This window comes from Saliniferula longa (assembly GCF_050789285.1).
Taxonomy (GTDB): Bacteria; Pseudomonadota; Alphaproteobacteria; order Rhodobacterales; family Rhodobacteraceae; genus CAVPWP01.
Window position 1 is genome coordinate 1,182,438 of the sequence record NZ_JBOUVX010000001.1, and the last position, 19,414, is coordinate 1,201,851.

The window sequence follows — 19,414 nt, forward strand, 5'->3', positions numbered from 1 at the left end:
GCCCGGTTCACTTGCGGAAGCTGTCCAGCCGCACGACCTCGCCTTCCTTCCGGCTGGCGTGGTCGTCGTCGGGCTCGGGTTCGGGGTCGTCGGGCTCGTCGGGCTCGTCGGGGACCTCGGCGGTCTCGAAGCGCAGGCCGAATTCGACCGACGGGTCGACGAAGGTTTTGATCGCGTCGTAGGGGATGTAGAGCGGCTCGGGTGTGTCGCCGAAGTTCAGCGTGATCGAAAAGCCCTCGTCGCTGACCTCCAGATGGTCATACCAGTGCTGGATGACGATGGTCATCTCGGCCGGATAGCGGTCGCTCAGCCAGTCGGCGAGTTCCACGTCCGGATGCATCGTGTCGAAGGTGATGAAGAAGTGGTGCGCCCCGGGCAGGCCATTCTGGGCGACGTCGGCCAGGACCTGCTGGATCAGGCCGCGCATCGCGGCGTGCATGAGGCTTCCGTAGTCGATCCGGCGGCTCATGGGGTCCTCTTCTGGCCAGCGGCCTCAGCATAGGGGATTCGATTCCGAAGGAAAGGCCGCTTCAGTCACCCTTCGATCCCGTCACCCGGTCACGCGGGCCAGCTCGCGCTTGATCTTCTCGCGGATCGCCCGGGCATAGTCGCCATGGCGGCGGGCCGTCACGACGAAGCCCGCCCGCGTCACGACGTTGCGCAGGTAGTACTGCGTGGTCGAGACGCCGATCGATTCGATCGCGATGGCGTTGATCATCACGCCCAGCCGCTCGGCCTCGCGCCGGGCGGCGGCGGTCGGGCGCCCCGCGTTCTCGGGGCCATCGCCCGAAATGTCGATGATGCGGCGCGTGCAATGGGCGGCCGCGCCCATCTGGCCCAGCGCAAAGGCGATGGCGTCGCCGGGCGCGGTGTTCGACTGGATGAAGGCGCGCCTCAGCCCCCGCGCGCGTTCGGCGAAGGCGGTGATCTCGGCCTCGGTGCGCAGGGTCGTCCAGGGGATCGACATCTCCTGGTCCGCTTCGCCCGACCACTGCATGACCGCCAGCATCACCTCGCCCTGCAGGATCGCTTCGCGCACCTCGGGGTCGAGAAAGGCCTCGGCCATGCCGTCGGCCTGAAGCCGGTATTCGGCGACATCGACCGAGTTCGAGACATCGACGGCCAGCAGAAGCGCCGTCTCGCAGGCGCGTGCGGGCAGCGCCGCACCGGCCAGCGCCACGAACATCGACAGGACTAGGTGTGAACCCCACATCAATCCGACTGTGCGACGGGCGGGGCAGGGGCGTCAACATGAGGAGAGGGAAGTGCAGGCTTCTGTTGCCAGGTGCCTGCGAACCCCGCCTTACGCTGCTAGGCGCAAGGGCTTGATTTTCGATTCCTCGAACTGCTTACGCAGCCAGAGCAACCGGAGCACGATTGTCGTTGGCAATTATGCTTTTTGGACCGGTAACGGTGGTACCTCACCGAGCGAAAGCAATCACCTTTACACGTTCGTCGATCCTGTTTCGGCCCCATGATCCCCCAACGAAGGGTCCTGGTGGAGCCGCCGGGTACCGCCCCCGGGTCCGATCCGCTTATTCCGTGCGCGTTTATCGCCATAGTCCCCGAAAGGACACTTTGAATGTAGGCCGATGGGCCACGGAATTCAAGCAGGGTTGGGGGGTTGCCCTTACTTAGAATAATTCTAAAGTAGTCGGAAACAGTGACGGACGGACCCCCCCATGCGAAGCCTGCTTGGCAACCGGAAACGCTTCTCGGACCTCACCGAACAGGAAATCGTGGCGCTTGCCATCTCGTCGGAAGAGGACGACGCCCAGATCTACCGCGGCTTCGCGGAACGGCTCCGGCCCGACTTCCCCGCCACCGCCGCCGTCTTCGACGGCATGGCCGCCGAGGAAGACGAGCACCGACGCCGCCTGATCGAGCTGCACCGCACCCGCTTCGGCGAGACGATCCCGCTGATCCGGCGGGAACATGTCTCGGGCTTCTACGCCCGCCGTCCGGTCTGGTTGATGGAGAACCTGCCGATCGAGAAGATCCGCGACATCGCCGGCGACATGGAGTTCGACGCGCGCAACTTCTACGAAGCCGCCGCCAAGCGGGTGCAGGACGCAACCACCCGCAAGCTTCTGGGCGATCTCGCGGCGGCCGAGGCCGGGCACGAGAAAAGCGCCGCGGCCCTGGCCGAGGCGCATCTGACGCCCGAGGCCCTGGGCGAGGAAGACCGCCAGGCGCACCGCCAGTTCGTGCTGACCTGGGTGCAGCCGGGGCTGGCGGGGCTGATGGATGGTTCGGTCTCGACGCTGGCGCCGATCTTCGCCACCGCCTTCGCCACGCAGGATCCCTGGACCACGTTCCTTGTGGGTCTGGCGGCCTCGGTCGGGGCAGGCATCTCGATGGGGTTCACCGAGGCCGCGTCCGACGACGGCCAGCTTTCGGGGCGCGGCAGCCCGGTCAAGCGCGGCCTCGCCTCGGGCGTGATGACGACCGTGGGCGGGCTTGGCCATGCCTTGCCCTATCTCATCCCGAACTTCTGGGTCGCCACCACCATCGCCTTCATTGTCGTCTTCGTCGAGCTTTGGGCGATCGCCTGGATCCAGAACCGGTTCATGGACACGCCGTTCTGGCGCGCATCGCTTCAGGTCGTCGTCGGCGGGGGCCTGGTGCTGGCGGCGGGCATCCTGATCGGCAGCGGCTAGGGGCGGAGCGCCGCCAGATCGGCGGGCGTGTCGACATCGGCCAGAAGGCCGGGGGCGGGCTCCAGAGTCTCGTTGGGAAGGTCACGCAGAAGCGCACCCGCGCCGCGGTCGCCGGTCAGCGCCAGAAGCGCGTCGAAGTGGCCGGCGGCGAAGGCCGCGGGCGGGGCGCGCAGCGCTCCCTCGCTGGCCGCGGCCGCACCGTGGCGCCGCGCCCGCCGCAGCACGCCCTCCAGCAGGTCGGGCGTGATCAGCGGCATGTCGGCAAGCGCCACGAGCAGAAGATCGGCGCCAAGCGCCTGCGCCCGGGCGACGCCGGTGCGCAGGCTGGCCGACTGGTCCGACCCCGCCTGGGTCGTGACGACGTCGAAGCCCGGCAGCAGCGCCGCGACCCGTCGGTCGGCGGTCACCGCGATCCGGTGATCGAGGGGCAGTGCGCCAAGCGTTCCGGCCGCCCAGCACAGCAGCGGGCGGCCTCGCAGGGGCGCGAGAAGCTTGTTGTTCGCCCCGAAGCGCGTCGAGCGCCCGGCGGCAAGAAGAAGGCCGGCCGTGATCATCGCGTCACTATAGACACCTCGGGACCCGGCGTCGAACCGGGCTTGCATCCCCCTCGGCAACCCATGATACCCCGACCGAACACTGGCTGCGGCCGGCGGACGGCGCGCACAGGCCCGTCCCCGCCGGGCGAAAAGGGAAGGGGCGAGGGATGCCGGCAGGCACCGTCCGGGACAGAACCGATACGGGAGCGACCGCATGAGCGATCCGGTCGCCTTCTGGGCCGCGGCCGTGCTCGCGTCGTTCTTCGTGGGCGCAAGCAAGGGCGGATTGCCGGCGATCGCGCTTCTGAGCGTGCCGCTTCTGTCGCTGGTCATGCCGCCGATGCTGGGCGCGGCACTGATCCTTCCGGTCTATCTGATCAGCGACGTCTATGGCCTGTGGATCTATCGCAAGTCCTATTCGCGGCGGAACCTCGCGATCCTGTTTCCGGCGGGGCTTCTGGGCATCGTGATCGGCTGGGCGCTGGCCGGGTGGACCGACGACGACACCGTGCGGCTGGTCGTGGGGATCACTGGGCTGGGCTTCGTGGCGATGCGGCTCTGGCGGCGCTTCCAGGGGCCGACCGACCCCCGGCCGGCCGATGTTCCGCGCGGGGTGTTCTGGGGCACGATCTCGGGCTTCACAAGCTTCGTGGCCCATGCCGGCGGGCCCGCCTTCCAGATCTACGCCCTGCCGCAGCAGATGCCCAAGATGGTCTTCGCGGGCACTTCGACGATCCTCTTCGCGCTTCTGAACCTGGCGAAGCTTCCGCCCTACATCGCGCTTGGCTTCCTGCACTGGGACCAGTCGGGCACGATCCTGCTGCTTGCGCCGGTCGCGGTGGCCGGCGCCTGGGTCGGCTACCGTCTGACGATGATCCTTCCCGAAAAGGCCTTTTTCGTGCTGGTCGAGGTGGCGCTTCTGGCGATTTCTCTTCTGCTGATCGAGGCGGGGCTGACCGGCTGACCGGCCTTAAGGGCCACAGCGGCCGCCCTCAGGCGGGGCGGAACGCGTCGGGAAGCAGATAGATCTTCGCCTCTTCGAGCACCAGATCGCTCAGCCGGCGCAGGATCTCGCTGGTCTGGGTGCTGGCCTGCCAGTGCAGGGCGATCTTCACCGATTTTCCGTGGCTCAGTTCGACCAGCCTGCCGCCCTTGACGTGCTCCCAGCCGGCGATGCCGGGCACCAGCCCCCAGGCGGTGCCGTTCAGGCAGCAGGCGATGTAGCCTTCGTAGGACGGCACGAGGTGGGCCGACAGCGGTGTCGTCTCGCCAAAGCACAGCGACATCCACTGATCCTGGATGCTGTCCTTGCGGTCGAAGGCCAGGCAGGGCGCAAGCGCCAGCGTGTCCAGCGTCACGCCGTTGGCGAAATGGTTCTGGTAGAACTCGGGCGAGGCGACGGCGATGTATTCCATCGACCCCAGCGACACGCGCCGGCAGCCCTGAACGGGGTCCTCCATCGCGGTGACGACGGCCAGCGCGTCGCCCGACTTGAGGCTGCGCTCGGTGTGTTCCTGATCGTCGGGCAGCACGTCGAAGCGAATCCGCAACTCCTGCGCCGCACGCTTGATGACCCCTGGAAACCAGGTCGCGAGGCTGTCGTTGTTCACGCCGATCCGGATCGTCGCGGTCGTCGTATCCTCGCTTCCGAACAGCGCGTCCATCCGATCGGCCAGTTCGTGCTGAAGCAGCGTGACCTGTTCGACGTGGCGGCACAGCTGCAATCCGGCCTCGGTCGGCACGCAGGGCCGGCCACGCACGACCAGCACCGAACCGACCTTTTCCTCGAGCGCCCTGATTCGCTGGCTGACCGCGGATTGCGTCACCTGAAGCGCGCGCGCGGCGGATTCGAACGATCCTTCGCGCACGACGGCGGCCAAAGTGGTGAGAGAATCGTAGTCATAGCGCAACATGGCAGGACTTTTGTATTAGCTCGACTTATGGCCCCTGTGGATTACTACGCACAGATTACGAAGTTTGTATAGTATTTTGTCTGCGTCTCCATAAGCGCAACTGTTTCCTTTCAGGAAACGCTCGGAACCCCTTGATCTTGAAGTCTTGTCATAATCGGAAACTTTCCCTTTGATTGTTTCCGCAATCGACCTTGGGGGGGAAGATGTCGGGACTTCAGCTACGCCAGAGATACATGCGCCGGTTCGTCGGGATGACGCGCTATTCCCGTTGGTTGGCCTGGGGGGTCGTCGGGGTCTACGTCCTTCAGGCGCTTGGGGGCGTCTGGCTTGGCCATTACCTGCTGTCGCTGCCGGTCACCTGGCTGTCGGTCCTGGCGATGGTGCTGACGGCGCTGTTCATCGGCACGCGGTTGCGCGGGCTCAACAACATCGTCCATGAATGCAGCCACTCGTCCTTTTCCGATCACCGCGACGACAACGTCACGATCGGGCGGGTCTGCTCGGCACTGCTGACCGGCTGCTTCAAGTCCTACAAGGACGACCACCTGTCGCATCACGCGCATCTGGGCGACTACGACCATGACCGCGAACTCGGCGCGATCGAGAAGCTGGGCCTGCACGATCCGCTGACGCCGCGCACGATCCTGCGGCACTTCGTGACGCCGCTTCTGGGCCGTCATCTGACGATGTATTCGCGCATCAACTTCTCGGGCGAGGACGGGCGTTTCTTCTTCTGGTTCAAGGTGGCGCTTCTGGTCGCGATGACCGTCTACACGGTGTTCGAGCCGCTGACCTCGGTCTTCTTCGTGCTGATCCCGCTGTTCTACGTCTTCCCGACGCTGAACTTCTGGACCGACTGTCTCGACCATGCCGGGTTGGTGGGCGAGGAGGACGAGCTTGAAGCCTCGCGGAACGTGCTGGCGCCCGCGCCGGTGCGGCTGCTCTTCTTCCCGCGCAACGACTGCTACCACCTGGTGCACCATCTGTTCCCGCAGATTCCGGCCCGGCACCTGAAGACCGCGCACGAGGAACTCTGCGCCGATCCCGAATACCGCAACCAGCCGCTTGCGGCGAGCCCCACCCATCGTGGGCTCGTCGATCCGGTGGTGACCATCCTCGGCGTCAAGGGCGGCGCCACTGCGCGCCCGAACTAGCGGCGATCTTCGTAACCAGTAGCATGTCATGACAGGTCCAGGGGCGCGCCTCCGCAAGGGGGCGCGCTTTTCGTTGCGCGATCGCTTGGGAAGGGGCGACGCGGCGGTCGCTTGGGTCGCTCCAGGAAGGGAAGTGGCGGAGAGACAGGGATTCGAACCCTGGGTGGGCTTGCACCCACAACGGTTTTCGAGACCGCCCCGTTCGACCGCTCCGGCATCTCTCCGCGAAGGGTCGGGTGCGATGTAGGGGAAGTGCCGCACCTCTGCAAGCGGGTTTTTCGGGAACCCGTGCCTCTGGTACAGGGGACGCTGCGGACGATGTTGCGGGCGACCCGGCGCGGGGCCGCCGCGGGCCCCGCCGCTGCCCCGCGCGTGTCCCGTCTCAGCCCGGGCGGTGCCGCGGGGCCCGGCCGCGGACCCGGGGCAAGCGGGCGGCGGGGCGGCCTGAACCCGCTCAACTCCGCGTCATCCACTTGGATTGGCGGGCGGCACGCCTTACCATCTGTAAAAGCGCCGCAGCGCCCCCTCAGCCCCGGACCCCGAGCATGCCCAGACCCCAAGCCCTTGCCGCCAGCCTTGCCGTAACCCTTGCCGCCACCCTGGCCCTTGCGCCGCATGCCGCGCGCGCCGAGGTCACGCCCGAGGTCGAGGCGCTGATGCAGGCGATGGACATGGACGGGCTTTTCGAGGTCATGCACCTCGAGGGGCAGGACTACGGCGTGATGCTGGAGGAACAGCTGTTCCCCGGACGCGGCGGGTCGGCCTGGGCGGCGATCGTGTCGCAGACCTATGACCCGACCGGGATGTACGCGCGGTTCGCCACGCGCTTCGCAGACGAGCTCGACGGCGTCGACGTGACGCCCATCACCGCCTTCTTCGCCTCGGACCTGGGCCAGCGCGTCGTGACCTACGAGATCAGCGCGCGGCAGGCCCTTCTGGAAGAGGGGATCGAGGAGGCCGCGATCGAAACCTGGCGCGAGCGCGCCGAAACCGACGATCCGAAGCTTGCCCTGGTCGAGGAGTTCATCGAGGTCAACGACCTTGTGGAGTCGAACGTGATGGGGGCGCTCAACGCCAATCTCGCCTTCTATGGCGGGCTTCTCGACGGCAACGCCTTTCCCCGCCAGATGAGCGAAGAGCAGGTCCTTGCCGACGTCTGGGGGCAGGAGGACGAGATCCGCGACGACACCGTGGAATGGGTTCATTCCTACCTTCTGATGGCCTATCAGCCGCTGTCGGACGCCGATCTTGAAACCTATATCGCGATGGCCCGCACGGACGAGGGGCGGGCACTGAACCGCGCGCTTTTCGCAGCCTTCGACGACGTCTTCACCGATATCTCGGCGACGCTGGGCCTTGCCGCCTCGCGCTTCATCGCCGGGCAGGACATCTGAGCGCCGTCCGGTGGCGCGCCCGGGGGCAACGGGGCAGGGGGCAACGGGGCCTGCCGCGCGGCAGGCGCTGGACCAGGCGCTGGCGCTGATCCGGTCGGGTCAGCGCGACGCGGCCCGGGCACGGCTTCAGGCGCTGGTGGCCCGCGCCCCGGACCTCGTCGAGGCGCGGCTTGCGCTGGCGCGGCTTCTGCAGGACGCGGGCGAGGGCGAGGCGGCGCTGGCGCAGGTCCGGCGCGCGGCCGAGGCCAGCGGCGGGCATCCGCAGGTCTGGGGGCTTTACGTCTCGGCACTGGTCGCGGCGGGGAAGGGGGCGCGCGCGCGCAAGGTCGCGGCCGAGGCCCCGGTGCCTGCCGCGGCCCGCAACCCCCTTCGGGCGCTGGCCGAGGGCGCCCCGGCGGCGGCAGACCCGCCACGCGAGGCGGTGAACGCGCTTCTGGCCCGGGCGCGGTCGGGGGATCTGGCGACCGCCCGGACCGAGGCGCTGGCCTTGGCCGGGAAGTTTCCGAAGTCGGCCCTGCTGCGCAACGTGCTGGGCGTGCTGGCGCTGCGCCGCGAGGATCCCGCCGAGGCCGAGATGCATCTGCGCGCGGCGCTGTCGCTTCGGCCCGAATTCGTCGACGCGGCGGCGAACCTCGGGCTTGCGCTTCTGCGCCAGGCCCGTCCGATGGCGGCGGTCGGCCTGCTTCGTCCCTTCGCCGCGCGTCCCGACGCGACGGTTGCGGTGCGCGCGAACCTGGCCAGCGCCTATGCGCGGGCGGGGCTGGGCGACAGGGCGCTGGCGCTGACCGCGCCGCTTCTGCGCGAGGCGCCCCGGGACCCCGACCTCGTCGCGATCCATGCCGAGGCGCTTCTGGCCGAGGGCCGCGCGGCCGAGGCGCTGGCCGCGCTGTCGGATCTGGCGGCGCACGAGGGCGCGACCTTCCGGCTTCAGGACCTCGTCGCGCGGGCGACCGAGGCGGCCCGCGGGCGTGAGGCCGCGCAGGCCTATGTGGCGGCCCTTGGCGCGCTTGACCCCGAAACCGACCTGCGGCTGGCGCAGGAACAGGCGCAATGGGGCGACGTGGCGGGTGCCGCCGCGCGCGCCCGGGCGCTGGCTGCGGTGCGCCCGGACGACCCGCGCCCCTTCCGCCAGATCGGCCTTTACGGGCGCTGGCCCAAGGACGATCCGCTGGTCGCGGGCCTGCGCGCGCGCTTTTCCGACGCGGCGCTGCCCGCGTCCGAGCGCGGCCGCTTCGGGCTGGCGCTGGCCAAGGCGCTGATGGACGCGGGAGAGGGCGACGAAGGCTTCGAGGTGCTGGTGCGCGCCAACGTCCTGATGCGGTCGCTTGTCCTTTACAACGTGGCCGCCGACGAGGCGCGGTTCGCCCGGGTTGCCGAGCTGTGGGGCGCCGAGACCGTCGCGCGGCTTGCACGCGCGGGCGACGACAGCGTCGCGCCGATCTTCATCGTGGGGCTGCCGCGCTCGGGCTCGACGCTGATCGAAAGCGTGCTGGCGCGGCACGACGCGGTCGCGGCGCTTGGCGAAAGCCCGGTCGCCGCCGAGATCGCACGCGCCCACTGGGACCAGCCCACGCCCGAGGCGGTGCGCGCCGTGGCGGCCGACCTTGCGCCCTTCTTCGCCGCGAAGGCGGGCGGGCGCGCGCGCGTGACCGACAAGTTCCTTCCCAATTTCCTGACTGCAGGGCTTCTGGCGGCGGCCTTCCCGCGGGCCGTGATCGTCGAAGCGGCGCGCGACCTGCGCGCGACGTGTCTGTCGATCTTCGAGAACCCGCTCAGCCCGGCCGGACATCCCTATTCGATGGATCTGGCCGAGCTTGGCCGTCATGCCGCCGCCTATGGGCGGTTGATGGACCATTGGGCCGCGGTGCTGGGCCCGCGCCTGCACCGTTGCCGCTACGAGGACCTCGTGCGCGATCCCGAACCCACGGTGCGCGCGCTTCTCGACGCGGTCGGCCTGCCGTTCGATGCGGCCTGCCTTGCGCCCGAACGGCAGACACGCCGGGTCGACACGCTGTCGGTCGCGCAGGTGCGCGCGCCGCTCCACGGCGGCTCGACCGACCGCTGGCGGCGCCACGAGGCCGCCCTTGCCCCGCTGCTTCAGGCGCTGGGGCCGTCCGGGGGCTTGCGGGCTTGACTTTCCCGGGGCTTTCTCCGATAAGCCGGGCTCTCAGGCGGGGGGCTCCCCGCCTTTGTCGTTAGAACCAGCCCCGATGGGGCGCGCTGTTCGAGGTGGCCTTTGGCCGCAACGCCCGTCAAGCGGGGACCGCAGGACGCGAAATGTGAAGGAAGAACAGATGTTTGCGGTCCTCAAGACCGGCGGCAAGCAGTACAAGGTCCAGTCGGGCGACGTACTGCGCGTGGAAAAACTGGCCGCCTCCGCCGGCGACAAAGTCCAGTTCAACGAGATTCTGATGGTCGGCGGCACCGTCGGCGCGCCGCTGGTGGACGACGCCGCCGTGCAGGCCGACGTCATCGACCAGATCAAGGGCGAGAAGGTCATCCACTTCGTCAAGCGCCGCCGCAAGCACGGCTCGCAGCGCACGAAGGGCCACCGCCAGCAGCTGACGCTGATCCGCGTGACCGACATCCTGGAAAAGGGTGCGGCGAAGTCAGGCGTGATGGCCGCCGTTGGCGCCGGCTCTGCCCCCGCGATGGTGGCCGATGCCGCGCCGGCGAAGGCCGCGCCCGCCAAGAAGGCCGCCCCGAAGGCGGCCGCGGCCGACACGGCCGAGGCGCCCGCCAAGAAAGCCCCGGCCAAGAAGGCCCCCGCAAAGAAGCCTGCGGCGAAGAAGGCCGCGGCCGAGAAGGAGTAACGACAGATGGCACACAAGAAAGCAGGCGGTTCCTCCCGCAACGGCCGCGACTCTGCCGGCCGTCGCCTTGGGGTCAAGAAGTTCGGCGGCGAAGCCGTGATTCCGGGCAACATCATCGTTCGCCAGCGCGGCACCACCTGGTGGCCGGGCGAGGGCGTGGGCATGGGCCGCGATCACACGATCTTCGCCGTGACCGAGGGCGCCGTGACCTTCCGCAAGGGCCTCAAGGGGCGCACCTTCATCTCGGTGCTCCCCGTCGCCGAGGCCGCCGAGTAAGCCGATACTCCCAAGGCCATGACTTCAAAGGGGGATCGGCGGCCGGCCGGTCCCCCTTCCAGTTTCTGGCCGTGGCGGGACGGCAAGGGGGGCAGGACAGGGTGCCGGGGTTGTTTACGATCCTGACAACTTCCATCTCTACCTCTGGTCCGGGCGTGGACCCAAGGCCGGGGCTGCTGTTCAGAGGAGGAACGGCATGAAGATCGACCACATCGTGACGCAACCCGTGATCGAGACGGAGCGCTTCACCCTGCGCCCGCTGCGGCGCTCGGACGCGGGCCTGCTCGAGCTTTACGCGGGCGACGAACGGGTCGCGCGCGCGACCCGCACCATTCCCCATCCGCTGCCGCCCGGCGCGGTCGAGGCCTTCATCACGCGCGCCACCGCGGACGAGCGTGACGAAGACGTCTGGGCGATGGATGGCACGCGGACAGGCCTTGGCGAATTCATGGGCGCGATCAACCTCAAGCGGATGGATCGCGGCCAGTCCGAAATCGGCTACTGGGTCGCGCCGGCGTTCTGGAACACGGGCCTTGCCTCGGAAGCGGTGCGCGCGCTGATCGCCGCGAACCCGCCCGGCGACAAGACGCTGTTCGCCGAGGTGCTGCAGGACAACCCGATTTCGGCGCGCGTGCTGACCAACGCGGGCTTCGCCTATATCGGCGACGCCGAAGCCTTCAGCGTGGCCCGCGGCGCGACCGTGCCGACCTGGACCTACCTCAAGAAACTGGGCTGAGGCGGGCGGCATGGCGGCGGTTCCGCAGACCCTTCGGACGCCGCGCCTGACGCTGAGACCGCTGCGCCCCGACGACCGCGAGGCGATCGCGCGCGGCGTGGGCAACTACGACGTCGCCCGCTGGCTGTCGGTCGTGCCCTATCCCTATGGCCTGGCCGAGGCCGACGCCTTCATCGACGAGGTGCGCGCGGACGGCAAGCGCGTCTGGGCGATCTGCGATTGCGAGGGGCTTCAGGGGCTTGTGGGGCTCGAGGCGCAGCTTGGCTACTGGCTGGCCCGGCCGGTCTGGGGCCGCGGCTATGCCAGCGAGGCCTGCGGAATCGTGGTCTGGCACGCCTTCACCGCCCTTTCGGCGGGATCGGTCGAGTCCTCGGTCTTCGACGGCAACGACCGCTCGCACCGGGTGCTGACCAAGCTCGGCTTTGTCGAGACCGGCCGCCGCCGGGTCGAGGCCCGCGCGCTGGCCCAGACGGTCGAGGCGCTGAGCCTGCGCCTGACCCGCGCCGAGTGGCGCGCGGTACGCCGCTTGAGCCCGCGCCCCACATCCTCTATCGCGTGACACGCAAGCACGGAAAGCCGGTTCCATGAAGTTCCTCGATCTCGCCAAGGTCTATATCCGCTCCGGCGCGGGCGGCGCGGGCTGCGTAAGCTTCCGCCGCGAGAAGTTCGTGGAATTCGGCGGCCCCGACGGCGGCGACGGCGGGCGCGGCGGCGATGTCTGGGCCGAGGCGGTCGAAGGCCTGAACACCCTGATCGACTTTCGCTACCAGCAGCATTTCTTCGCCAGGAACGGACAGCCCGGCATGGGCCGCCAGCGCACCGGCAAGGACGGCGACGACATCGTGCTGCGCGTGCCTGTGGGCACCGAGATCCTGGACGAGGACGAGGAAACCGTGATCGCCGACCTGACCGAGGTCGGCCAGCGCGTCCTTCTGGCCAAGGGCGGCAACGGCGGCTTCGGCAACGTGCACTTCAAGACCGCCACGAACCGCGCGCCGCGTCGCGCCAATCCCGGCCAGCCCGAGGTCGAGCGCACGATCTGGCTGCGCCTGAAGCTGATCGCCGACGTGGGCCTTCTGGGCCTGCCCAACGCAGGCAAGTCGACCTTCCTCGCCGCCACGTCGAACGCGCGGCCGAAGATCGCCGACTATCCCTTCACCACGCTGCATCCCAACCTTGGCGTCGTCGGCGTCGACGGGACCGAATTCGTCGTGGCCGACATTCCCGGCCTGATCGAGGGCGCGCACGAGGGGCGCGGGCTGGGCGACCAGTTCCTGGGCCATGTCGAACGCTGCGCGGTGCTTCTGCATCTGGTCGATGGCACCTCCGAGAACGTGGTGGCCGACTGGCAGACCATCATCGACGAGCTCGAGGCCTATGGTGGGGATCTGGCCGACAAGCCGCGCCTCACGGCGCTGAACAAGATCGACGCGCTGGACGCGGACGAGAGGAAGGCCAAGGCCAAGGCGCTGAAGAAGGTGGCGGGCGAGGTCATGCTTCTGTCGGGCGTCAGCGGCGAGGGCCTGACCGAGGTGCTGCGGCGGCTGCGGCAGGTGATCCGATCCGAGCGCGGCGGTGACGAGGTGGAAGACGGCCCGTGGCGACCCTAGGCGTGCAGACGCTTCCCGACCTGCGCCAGGCCCGGCGGCTCGTGGTCAAGATCGGGTCGGCCCTTCTGGTCGACCGCGGCGCGCTGCGTGCCGACTGGCTGCGCGCGCTGGCGCAGGACGTGGCCGAGGCCAAGGCGCGCGGCACCGACGTGGTGATCGTGTCGTCCGGGTCGATCGCGCTGGGGCGGGGCGTGCTGGGCCTGGGCGCCACGGCGCTGCCGCTCGAGCAAAGCCAGGCGGCGGCGGCGGTGGGCCAGATCCGGCTGGCGCGCGCCTATGAGGACGTGCTCGCGCCGCATGGCATTGTCGCCGCGCAAGTTCTTCTGACGCTTGAGGATTCCGGCGACAGGCGGCGCTATCTAAATTCCCGCGCCACGCTCGAGCAGTTGCTGCGCCTGGGGGTCGTGCCGATCGTCAACGAAAACGACACGGTCGCCACCGACGAGATCCGCTATGGCGACAACGACCGGCTGGCCGCGCAGATCGCGGTGACGATCGGGGCCGACCAGCTGGTGCTTCTGTCCGATGTCGACGGGTTCTACAGCGCCAATCCCAAGGACGATCCCGCCGCGCGCCGCTTCGACGTGATCGCCGCGCTCACGCCCGAGATCGAGGGCATGGCCGGCGACGCGGGCTCGGGCCTGTCGAAGGGTGGCATGAAGACCAAGGTGATGGCCGCCAAGACCGCCGTCGCGGGCGGCTGCGCCATGGCGATCACCGAAGGCTCGGTGCTGCGCCCGCTGTCGGCGATGATGGCGGGGGCGCCGGCCACGTGGTTCCTGGCCGAGGACGACCCGCAGGTGGCGCGCAAGCGCTGGATCGCGGCGATGAAGCCCAAGGGCGAGATCACCGTGGACGCCGGCGCGGCGCGCGCGCTGGGGCAGGGGAAATCCCTTCTGCCTGCCGGGGTTACCGCCGTTTCCGGACGTTTCGGGCGCGGCGATCCCGTCGATATCCTTGACCCCGACGGGGTGCGCCTGGGCCGGGGCCTGACGCGCTATACCGCGGCCGAGGCCGAGGCGATCAAGGGCCACCAGTCGCGCGAGATCGAGGCGGTGCTGGGGTATCCCGGTCGCGCCGCGCTGATCCATCGCGACGACATGGCGCTCTAGCCGCCTGCAAGCGGGGGGTCCGGTGCACGGTCTGTTCTTCGAAGTTCGCCCAAAGCCCGGCCACATGGCGCATTACTTCGACCATGTCGCCCGGCTGAAGCCTGTGCTGGCGCGGCACGAGGGGCTGGTCTTTCTGGATCGCTATCGACCGCTCGACGATCCCGGGGCGCTTCTGTCGCACCAGATCTGGGCCAGCGAAGAGGCCATCGCGGCCTGGCGCGCGGACGCCACGCACCGGGCCTCGCAGGCGGCGGGACGTCGGGTGCATTTCCTCGACTACCGCATTCGTGTCGGCGCACAACTTACGGATTTAGAATTGGAAGATGGCGACGGCCAGACGGGAAACGGGCGCTTTCTGGTGGCGGCCTATGGCGCGGCGCCGGCGGACCTGCCCGGGGCGCGCGCCTTCGAAAGCGTGAATCACGCCGGCTGGTTCGTCACCCTGGCACCGGCTGGCGACGGGGCTGCGGCGCGCAGGATCGCGCGGGGGGCGATGGACGCCGGGGCCGAAACCGCGCGGATCTTCGCGATCTCGCGAGACTACACGATGACCGACCGCGCCGAGGCGCCCGACCGCGACAGTGGACACTGACCTCGCCCGGGGCTATCGAAGACACCGACCCAAAGGGGAGGCTGACATGGCCGACGGTACAGAAGCGCTTGACCCGCAGTCCCTGATCGCCGCGATGGGCGAACGGGCGCGCCGTGCCGCGACCGAGCTTGCCTTCGCCGCGCCTGAAGCGAAGGCCGCCGCGCTGACCGCCGCCGCCGACGCGGTGCTTGCCCGCATGCCCGAGATCCTTGCCGCGAACGCCCGTGACATGGCCTATGGCCGCGACAAGGGCCTGAGCCCCGCGATGATGGACCGCCTGATGCTGGACGAGGGGCGGGTGCGCGCGATGGCCGAGGGGCTGCGCGCCGTTGCCGCCCAGCCCGACCCGGTGGGCGCGGTCATGGCCGACTGGGACATGCCCTCGGGCCTCAACATCCGCCGCGTGCGCACGCCCCTGGGCGTGATCGGCGTGATCTACGAAAGCCGGCCCAACGTGACGGCGGATGCCGGCGCCTTGTGCTTGAAGTCCGGCAACGCGGTGATCCTGCGCGGCGGATCGGAAAGCTTCCACTCCTCGGGCGCGATCCATGCTTGCCTTCTGGACGGGCTGCGCGCCGCGGGCCTGCCGGACGACGCGATCCAGCTTGTGCCGACCCGCGACCGCGCCGCGGTCAGCGAGATGCTGGGCATGGTCGGCGTCATCGACGTGATCGTGCCGCGCGGCGGCAAGGGCCTTGTGGGCCTTGTCCAGGCCGAGGCGCGCGTGCCGGTCTTCGCCCATCTCGAAGGCATCGTGCACGTCTACCTCGACCGCGCGGCCGATCCCGAGAAGGCGCTAAAGGTCGTCCTGAACGCCAAGACCCGGCGCACCGGCATCTGCGGCGCGGCCGAATGCCTGCTCATCCACCGCGACATCGTCGAGACGATCGGCCAGGGCGTGGTGCGCGCGCTGATCGACGCGGGCGTCGAGGTGCGGGGCGACGCCACGCTTCAGGCGATCGCCGGCGTGGTTCCGGCCACGGACGAGGACTGGGGGCGCGAATACCTTGACATGAAGATCGCCGCGAAAGTCGTTGATGACGTGGATGAAGCCATCGCCCATATCCGCCGCTACGGCTCGCAGCACACCGAGTGTATCGTGACCGAGGACGACGCCGCAGCCGAGCGCTTCTTCACCCGCCTCGACAGCGCGATCCTGATGCGCAACGCCTCGACCCAGTTCGCCGACGGGGGCGAATTCGGAATGGGCGCCGAGATCGGCATCGCGACGGGAAAGATGCATGCACGCGGCCCGGTGGGGGCCGAGCAACTGACCAGCTTCAAGTACCTCGTGACGGGCGACGGGACGGTCAGAAGCTGATCGTGATCGCGGTCTCGCCCAGCATGGTGCGGACCGGCCGCCCCATCCGGCGTGCAAGGTCGGGCACCAGCGCGAAATGCACGTTCGACGCCGTGACTTCGACCCCCTCGGCCTGGCCGAGAAGAAGCTCCCAAAGTGACGCGTCCACCTTGACCCGCTCGGCCTGGCCGTCAAGCCGCCAGGCCGCGCCGTCGTGGTGCACGGTGATCCGCCCGCCATACGGCAGCGCGGATTCGAGGCAAAGCACCAGAAGGAAGGCCAGCTTGGCTTCAGCGCGCAAGGGGTCGGTTTCGCCCGTCCAGTCGACGCGCAGCCGTCCGCCCCGGGTCAGGTCGGCAAGGATCGCCCGGAGGTCCTGGGTGCCGATCCGCACCCCATCGCCCGCCGCGCCGAAGGCCACACGGAAAAAGCGGATGCGGGCGTTTGCGTTCTCGACGCTTTCCGAGATCAGCGCGATTTCCGGCGCGGCGTCGAGGCCCGCCATCGATAGAAGCTCGACCCCGTTTCCGATCGCGCCCAGCGGGCTGATCAGGTCATGGCAGATGCGCGACCCCAGAAGCGCGCTCAGATCGTCGCGGGCGGTCACGGGGCGAACCGGACAGCGGAAAGGCAAGGCATGTCGGACATGAATTCGCTTCTACAGCCCGGGATGCTGGTGCGGCACCCGACGCGCGAGGATTGGGGCTTGGGGCAGGTGCAGTCGAACATCGGCGGCAGGATCACGGTGAATTTCGAACATGTCGGCAAGGTCGTGATCGACGCCGCGCATGTGGACCTTGTTCCGGTCTTCGATGCATGAAGCGCCTGTCATGCAATCCTGACGAGCATGTGTAAGTCTAACACAACTTTAGCGCGTGTCAATTCGCCCCTCCCTCGCGGCGCCCGCCGGCACTTGCGGATGCCCCCGCGGGCGGTTGCCAACCCGGAGTGGAGGCAATAGAACGCGCCACGCCCTCGGGTCCGGACGGACGGCAGCCCGAGCATGGACCCAAGCATGGACCCGGCATGGACCCGAGCGATCCGCATCTTTCCCTGCGCCTTGCCGTGACCGACGCCGACCGGCGCGGCGCGGAACGGCTGCGCTACCGGGTCTTCGTCGAGGAACTGGGCGGCGACGGCGCGCTGGTCGACCATGCCGCGCGGCTGGAGCGCGACCGTTTCGATCCCTTCTTCGATCACCTGATCCTGGTCGACGATCGCCGCGATGCCGCGACCTGCGACCATGTCGTGGGGGTCTACCGGCTGATGACCGACGCGGGGGCCGCGCGGGCCGGACAATTCTATTCCGAGGACGAGTACGACCTTGCGCCGCTGCGCGCCTCGGGGCGGCGACTGCTGGAACTGGGGCGGTCCTGCGTGCATCCCGACCACCGCGGCGGGGCGGCGCTGTTCCTGCTGTGGAGCGGGCTGGCCGATTACGTGATCGAGCGCGAGATCGAGATCCTGTTCGGGGTCGCCAGTTTCCACGGCACCGACCCGGCCGCGCTGGCGATGCCGCTGTCCTATCTGCACCATCACCACCTTGCCCCGCCGGAATTGCGGGTCCGCTCGCGCGTCTTCCAGCCGATGGACCTTCTGCCTGCGCAGGACATCGACCGGCTGGCGGCGTTGCAGGCGATCCCGCCCCTGATCAAGGCCTACCTGAGGCTGGGCGGCGTGGTCGGCGAGGGGGCCTTCATCGACCGTCCCTTCAACACCACCGATGTCTGCCTGATCATGGACACCGCGCACATGAACGCCCGCGCGCGCGAGATCTACGCCCGCGGCGCGCGCAGCCGGCCCCGGGCATGACCTGGTCCGAGGACCCGGCCCCGCCGACGCGCCCGATCGGGCCGGGCGACTGGCTTCGCGTCGGGGGACGGGGGTTGGTGCTGGGGGCCGTGACCTTCGGCGGGCTGGCCGTGCTGCTTCTCTTGCGTCTGATCGAGAGGCCGCTCTTCGGTGTGGCGCGGCCCTGGACGCCCTGGATCACGCAGGGCGTCTGCCGGCTGGCCTTCCTCATCCTGCGCATGGGCTACCGCGTCGAGGGGCGGCAGATGAACACCGCCGGCTGCGTGGTGGCCAACCACGCCTCGTGGCTCGACATCTTCGCGCTCAATGCCCGCAAGAGGGTCTATTTCGTCTCGAAGGCCGAGGTGGCGGGCTGGCCCGGCATCGGTTGGCTCGCGCGGGCCACCGGCACCGTGTTCATCAACCGCACCGCGCGCGAGGCGCGCACCCAGACCGAGATCTTCCGCGAGCGGCTGAAGGCCGGGCATCGGCTTTTGTTCTTCCCGGAAGGCACCTCGACCGACGGACGGCGCGTCCTTCCGTTCAAGACCACGCTATTCGCCGCCTTTTTCGACCCAGCGCTGAACGGCAGCCTAAAGGTGCAGCCGGTCAGCGTGATCTACGCCGCGCCCGAGGGCGAGGATGCACGTTTCTACGGCTGGTGGGGCGACATGGGGTTCGGCCCGCACCTGCTGAAGGTGCTGGCCTGCCGGCGGCAGGGGGCGGTGACGCTGGTCTATCACCCGCCAGTCGCGGTGGCGGATTTCGCCGACCGCAAGGCGCTGGCACGACATTGCGAGGCCACGGTGCGCGCCGGGTTCGAGGCCAGGCTGACGGCGAACTGAAGGCGGACTGAGGGCGGGGCTTGAGGTCAGTCCATCTCGGCGATGAGGCTGCCCAGCGCGGCGGCGGGATCGTCGGTTTTCCAGATCTCTTCGCCGACGGCGAAGAAATCGGTGACCTGCCAGAGCGCCGCCACCGCGCGGTCCGTCACCAGACCCTCGGCCACGACCGGAACTTCGATCATCTCGGACCACCAGCCGAAAAGCTCGGCGTCGGCCACGGTGCCGTCGCCAAGGGCGCTGGCGGTGACGGGGCCGAAGCTGACGTAGTCGGCGCCGGCCTCGCCCGCGGTCATTCCGTCGTGGCGCGAGGCGCCGCAGAAGGCGCCGACGATGGCGTCGGGCCCAAGCGCCTTGCGCGCCGCCCGCACCGACCGCGCGCCGTCGGTCAGGTGCACCCCGTCAAGGCCCAGCCGTTCGACCAGCCCCAGATGCGTCTCGATCACCATGGCGATGTCGTGGGCATGGGCCACCTCGCGCACGGCATCGGCCGCGCGGGCGATGCGGTCTTCGTCGCGGCTGGCAAGGCTGAGCCGGATGCAGGCCACGGGGTGCGCCTCAAGAACGGACGCAAGCCGTTTGGGAAAGCTTGACAATTCGAAGTCTGGCGGGGTGATCAGATAGATCTGGGGGCGCTCGAGATCGGCCATTTTCGGCTCCGGTATTCGTCGTCCCGCCGGCTATA

Annotated in this window: 21 protein-coding genes, 1 tRNA gene, 1 other RNA gene and 1 pseudogene; 16 read left to right on the top strand and 8 right to left on the bottom strand. The window is 69.1% G+C overall.

Features of this window, described 5'->3' with window-relative positions:
- Positions 1-7: 7 nt before the first annotated feature.
- The 3 genes from ACRDNQ_RS05550 to ssrA form a co-directional block, all read right to left on the bottom strand.
- Positions 8-469, bottom strand: a complete 462-nt coding sequence (locus ACRDNQ_RS05550) for an SspB family protein (RefSeq protein ID WP_431827634.1) — start codon at positions 467-469, stop codon at positions 8-10.
- An 81-nt stretch (positions 470-550) separates the two neighbouring features.
- The gene (locus ACRDNQ_RS05555; protein ID WP_431827635.1) at positions 551-1,213 is read right to left on the bottom strand and encodes a DUF1194 domain-containing protein; all 663 of its coding nucleotides are present in this window, start codon (positions 1,211-1,213) and stop codon (positions 551-553) included.
- A 51-nt stretch (positions 1,214-1,264) separates the two neighbouring features.
- Positions 1,265-1,614: a transfer-messenger RNA gene (gene ssrA, locus ACRDNQ_RS05560) on the bottom strand.
- A gap of 68 nt (positions 1,615-1,682) precedes the next feature.
- Between ssrA and mbfA the strand changes: the two genes are divergently transcribed.
- A complete protein-coding gene (mbfA, locus tag ACRDNQ_RS05565; RefSeq protein WP_431827636.1) occupies positions 1,683-2,660 on the top strand; it encodes an iron exporter MbfA in 978 nt (325 codons plus the stop codon).
- Here the strand turns inward: mbfA and ACRDNQ_RS05570 are convergent.
- A complete protein-coding gene (locus ACRDNQ_RS05570; RefSeq protein WP_431827637.1) occupies positions 2,657-3,214 on the bottom strand; it encodes a nucleotidyltransferase family protein in 558 nt (185 codons plus the stop codon). The two genes, mbfA and ACRDNQ_RS05570, sit on opposite strands and share 4 nt — an antisense overlap.
- 196 nt (positions 3,215-3,410) lie before the next feature.
- Between ACRDNQ_RS05570 and ACRDNQ_RS05575 the strand changes: the two genes are divergently transcribed.
- Positions 3,411-4,160: a sulfite exporter TauE/SafE family protein gene (locus ACRDNQ_RS05575; RefSeq protein ID WP_431827638.1), complete on the top strand. Its 750-nt coding sequence runs from the start codon at positions 3,411-3,413 to the stop codon at positions 4,158-4,160.
- 28 nt (positions 4,161-4,188) lie between these two features.
- Here ACRDNQ_RS05575 and ACRDNQ_RS05580 read toward each other — a convergent pair whose 3' ends face one another.
- Complete coding sequence (locus ACRDNQ_RS05580; protein WP_431827639.1) at positions 4,189-5,109, bottom strand: LysR family transcriptional regulator ArgP; 921 nt, start codon at positions 5,107-5,109, stop codon at positions 4,189-4,191.
- A gap of 203 nt (positions 5,110-5,312) precedes the next feature.
- Between ACRDNQ_RS05580 and ACRDNQ_RS05585 the strand changes: the two genes are divergently transcribed.
- Positions 5,313-6,263 carry a fatty acid desaturase family protein gene (locus ACRDNQ_RS05585; protein ID WP_431827640.1) on the top strand — a complete coding sequence of 317 codons (951 nt, stop codon included), beginning with the start codon at positions 5,313-5,315 and terminating at the stop codon, positions 6,261-6,263.
- A gap of 134 nt (positions 6,264-6,397) precedes the next feature.
- On the opposite strand, the gene ACRDNQ_RS05590 is transcribed toward ACRDNQ_RS05585, so the two are convergent.
- Positions 6,398-6,487, bottom strand: a tRNA-Ser gene (locus ACRDNQ_RS05590).
- 321 nt (positions 6,488-6,808) lie between these two features.
- Between ACRDNQ_RS05590 and ACRDNQ_RS05595 the strand changes: the two genes are divergently transcribed.
- From ACRDNQ_RS05595 to ACRDNQ_RS05640, 10 genes and pseudogenes are all read left to right on the top strand, one after another.
- Positions 6,809-7,657 carry a DUF2059 domain-containing protein gene (locus tag ACRDNQ_RS05595; RefSeq protein WP_431827641.1) on the top strand — a complete coding sequence of 283 codons (849 nt, stop codon included), beginning with the start codon at positions 6,809-6,811 and terminating at the stop codon, positions 7,655-7,657.
- 10 nt (positions 7,658-7,667) lie between these two features.
- Positions 7,668-9,791 (top strand): tetratricopeptide repeat-containing sulfotransferase family protein, encoded by a 2,124-nt coding sequence (locus ACRDNQ_RS05600; RefSeq protein WP_431827642.1) that lies wholly within the window; start codon positions 7,668-7,670, stop codon positions 9,789-9,791.
- A gap of 160 nt (positions 9,792-9,951) precedes the next feature.
- Positions 9,952-10,413 (top strand): annotated as a pseudogene (rplU, locus tag ACRDNQ_RS05605) (50S ribosomal protein L21); the annotation flags it as partial.
- Between the two features lie 63 nt (positions 10,414-10,476).
- On the top strand, positions 10,477-10,746 hold the full coding sequence (rpmA, locus tag ACRDNQ_RS05610) for a 50S ribosomal protein L27 (protein ID WP_431827643.1): 270 nt from the start codon (positions 10,477-10,479) through the stop codon (positions 10,744-10,746).
- A 196-nt stretch (positions 10,747-10,942) separates the two neighbouring features.
- Complete coding sequence (locus tag ACRDNQ_RS05615; RefSeq protein ID WP_431827644.1) at positions 10,943-11,482, top strand: GNAT family N-acetyltransferase; 540 nt, start codon at positions 10,943-10,945, stop codon at positions 11,480-11,482.
- Positions 11,483-11,492: 10 nt separating this feature from the next.
- Positions 11,493-12,041: a GNAT family N-acetyltransferase gene (locus tag ACRDNQ_RS05620; protein WP_431827645.1), complete on the top strand. Its 549-nt coding sequence runs from the start codon at positions 11,493-11,495 to the stop codon at positions 12,039-12,041.
- A 25-nt stretch (positions 12,042-12,066) separates the two neighbouring features.
- Entirely contained in the window at positions 12,067-13,092 is a 1,026-nt protein-coding gene (obgE, locus tag ACRDNQ_RS05625) for a GTPase ObgE (protein ID WP_431827646.1), read from the top strand.
- Positions 13,080-14,204: a glutamate 5-kinase gene (proB, locus tag ACRDNQ_RS05630; RefSeq protein WP_431827647.1), complete on the top strand. Its 1,125-nt coding sequence runs from the start codon at positions 13,080-13,082 to the stop codon at positions 14,202-14,204. The genes obgE and proB overlap by 13 nt, the downstream gene beginning before the upstream one ends.
- A 22-nt stretch (positions 14,205-14,226) precedes the next feature.
- Entirely contained in the window at positions 14,227-14,796 is a 570-nt protein-coding gene (locus ACRDNQ_RS05635; protein WP_431827648.1) for an antibiotic biosynthesis monooxygenase family protein, read from the top strand.
- 46 nt (positions 14,797-14,842) lie between these two features.
- Positions 14,843-16,117 (top strand): glutamate-5-semialdehyde dehydrogenase, encoded by a 1,275-nt coding sequence (locus ACRDNQ_RS05640; protein WP_431827649.1) that lies wholly within the window; start codon positions 14,843-14,845, stop codon positions 16,115-16,117.
- Here ACRDNQ_RS05640 and ACRDNQ_RS05645 read toward each other — a convergent pair.
- Positions 16,107-16,703: a histidine phosphotransferase family protein gene (locus ACRDNQ_RS05645; protein WP_431827650.1), complete on the bottom strand. Its 597-nt coding sequence runs from the start codon at positions 16,701-16,703 to the stop codon at positions 16,107-16,109. The two genes, ACRDNQ_RS05640 and ACRDNQ_RS05645, sit on opposite strands and share 11 nt — an antisense overlap.
- A 30-nt stretch (positions 16,704-16,733) precedes the next feature.
- On the opposite strand from ACRDNQ_RS05645, the gene ACRDNQ_RS05650 reads away from it, so the two are divergent.
- The 3 genes from ACRDNQ_RS05650 (at position 16,734) to olsA (ending at position 18,732) form a co-directional block, all read left to right on the top strand.
- The gene (locus tag ACRDNQ_RS05650) at positions 16,734-16,916 is read left to right on the top strand and encodes a DUF3553 domain-containing protein (protein ID WP_431827651.1); all 183 of its coding nucleotides are present in this window, start codon (positions 16,734-16,736) and stop codon (positions 16,914-16,916) included.
- Between the two features lie 206 nt (positions 16,917-17,122).
- Entirely contained in the window at positions 17,123-17,908 is a 786-nt protein-coding gene (gene olsB, locus ACRDNQ_RS05655) for an L-ornithine N(alpha)-acyltransferase (protein ID WP_431827652.1), read from the top strand.
- Positions 17,905-18,732, top strand: a complete 828-nt coding sequence (gene olsA / locus ACRDNQ_RS05660) for a lyso-ornithine lipid O-acyltransferase (RefSeq protein WP_431827653.1) — start codon at positions 17,905-17,907, stop codon at positions 18,730-18,732. Before olsB ends, olsA begins: the two co-directional genes overlap by 4 nt.
- A 26-nt stretch (positions 18,733-18,758) precedes the next feature.
- Here the strand turns inward: olsA and ACRDNQ_RS05665 are convergent, their stop codons facing one another.
- Positions 18,759-19,379, bottom strand: a complete 621-nt coding sequence (locus ACRDNQ_RS05665) for a thiamine phosphate synthase (RefSeq protein ID WP_431827654.1) — start codon at positions 19,377-19,379, stop codon at positions 18,759-18,761.
- Between the last annotated feature and the right edge of the window lie 35 nt (positions 19,380-19,414).

Coding starts and splice junctions, on each gene's coding strand:
- ACRDNQ_RS05550 (WP_431827634.1), bottom strand. CDS start 469: ATGAGCCGCCGGATCGACTACGGAAGCCTCATGCACGCCGCGATGCGC.
- ACRDNQ_RS05555 (WP_431827635.1), bottom strand. CDS start 1,213: ATGTGGGGTTCACACCTAGTCCTGTCGATGTTCGTGGCGCTGGCCGGT.
- mbfA (WP_431827636.1), top strand. CDS start 1,683: ATGCGAAGCCTGCTTGGCAACCGGAAACGCTTCTCGGACCTCACCGAA.
- ACRDNQ_RS05570 (WP_431827637.1), bottom strand. CDS start 3,214: ATGATCACGGCCGGCCTTCTTCTTGCCGCCGGGCGCTCGACGCGCTTC.
- ACRDNQ_RS05575 (WP_431827638.1), top strand. CDS start 3,411: ATGAGCGATCCGGTCGCCTTCTGGGCCGCGGCCGTGCTCGCGTCGTTC.
- ACRDNQ_RS05580 (WP_431827639.1), bottom strand. CDS start 5,109: ATGTTGCGCTATGACTACGATTCTCTCACCACTTTGGCCGCCGTCGTG.
- ACRDNQ_RS05585 (WP_431827640.1), top strand. CDS start 5,313: ATGTCGGGACTTCAGCTACGCCAGAGATACATGCGCCGGTTCGTCGGG.
- ACRDNQ_RS05595 (WP_431827641.1), top strand. CDS start 6,809: ATGCCCAGACCCCAAGCCCTTGCCGCCAGCCTTGCCGTAACCCTTGCC.
- rpmA (WP_431827643.1), top strand. CDS start 10,477: ATGGCACACAAGAAAGCAGGCGGTTCCTCCCGCAACGGCCGCGACTCT.
- ACRDNQ_RS05615 (WP_431827644.1), top strand. CDS start 10,943: ATGAAGATCGACCACATCGTGACGCAACCCGTGATCGAGACGGAGCGC.
- ACRDNQ_RS05620 (WP_431827645.1), top strand. CDS start 11,493: ATGGCGGCGGTTCCGCAGACCCTTCGGACGCCGCGCCTGACGCTGAGA.
- obgE (WP_431827646.1), top strand. CDS start 12,067: ATGAAGTTCCTCGATCTCGCCAAGGTCTATATCCGCTCCGGCGCGGGC.
- ACRDNQ_RS05640 (WP_431827649.1), top strand. CDS start 14,843: ATGGCCGACGGTACAGAAGCGCTTGACCCGCAGTCCCTGATCGCCGCG.
- ACRDNQ_RS05650 (WP_431827651.1), top strand. CDS start 16,734: ATGTCGGACATGAATTCGCTTCTACAGCCCGGGATGCTGGTGCGGCAC.
- olsB (WP_431827652.1), top strand. CDS start 17,123: ATGGACCCGAGCGATCCGCATCTTTCCCTGCGCCTTGCCGTGACCGAC.
- olsA (WP_431827653.1), top strand. CDS start 17,905: ATGACCTGGTCCGAGGACCCGGCCCCGCCGACGCGCCCGATCGGGCCG.
- ACRDNQ_RS05665 (WP_431827654.1), bottom strand. CDS start 19,379: ATGGCCGATCTCGAGCGCCCCCAGATCTATCTGATCACCCCGCCAGAC.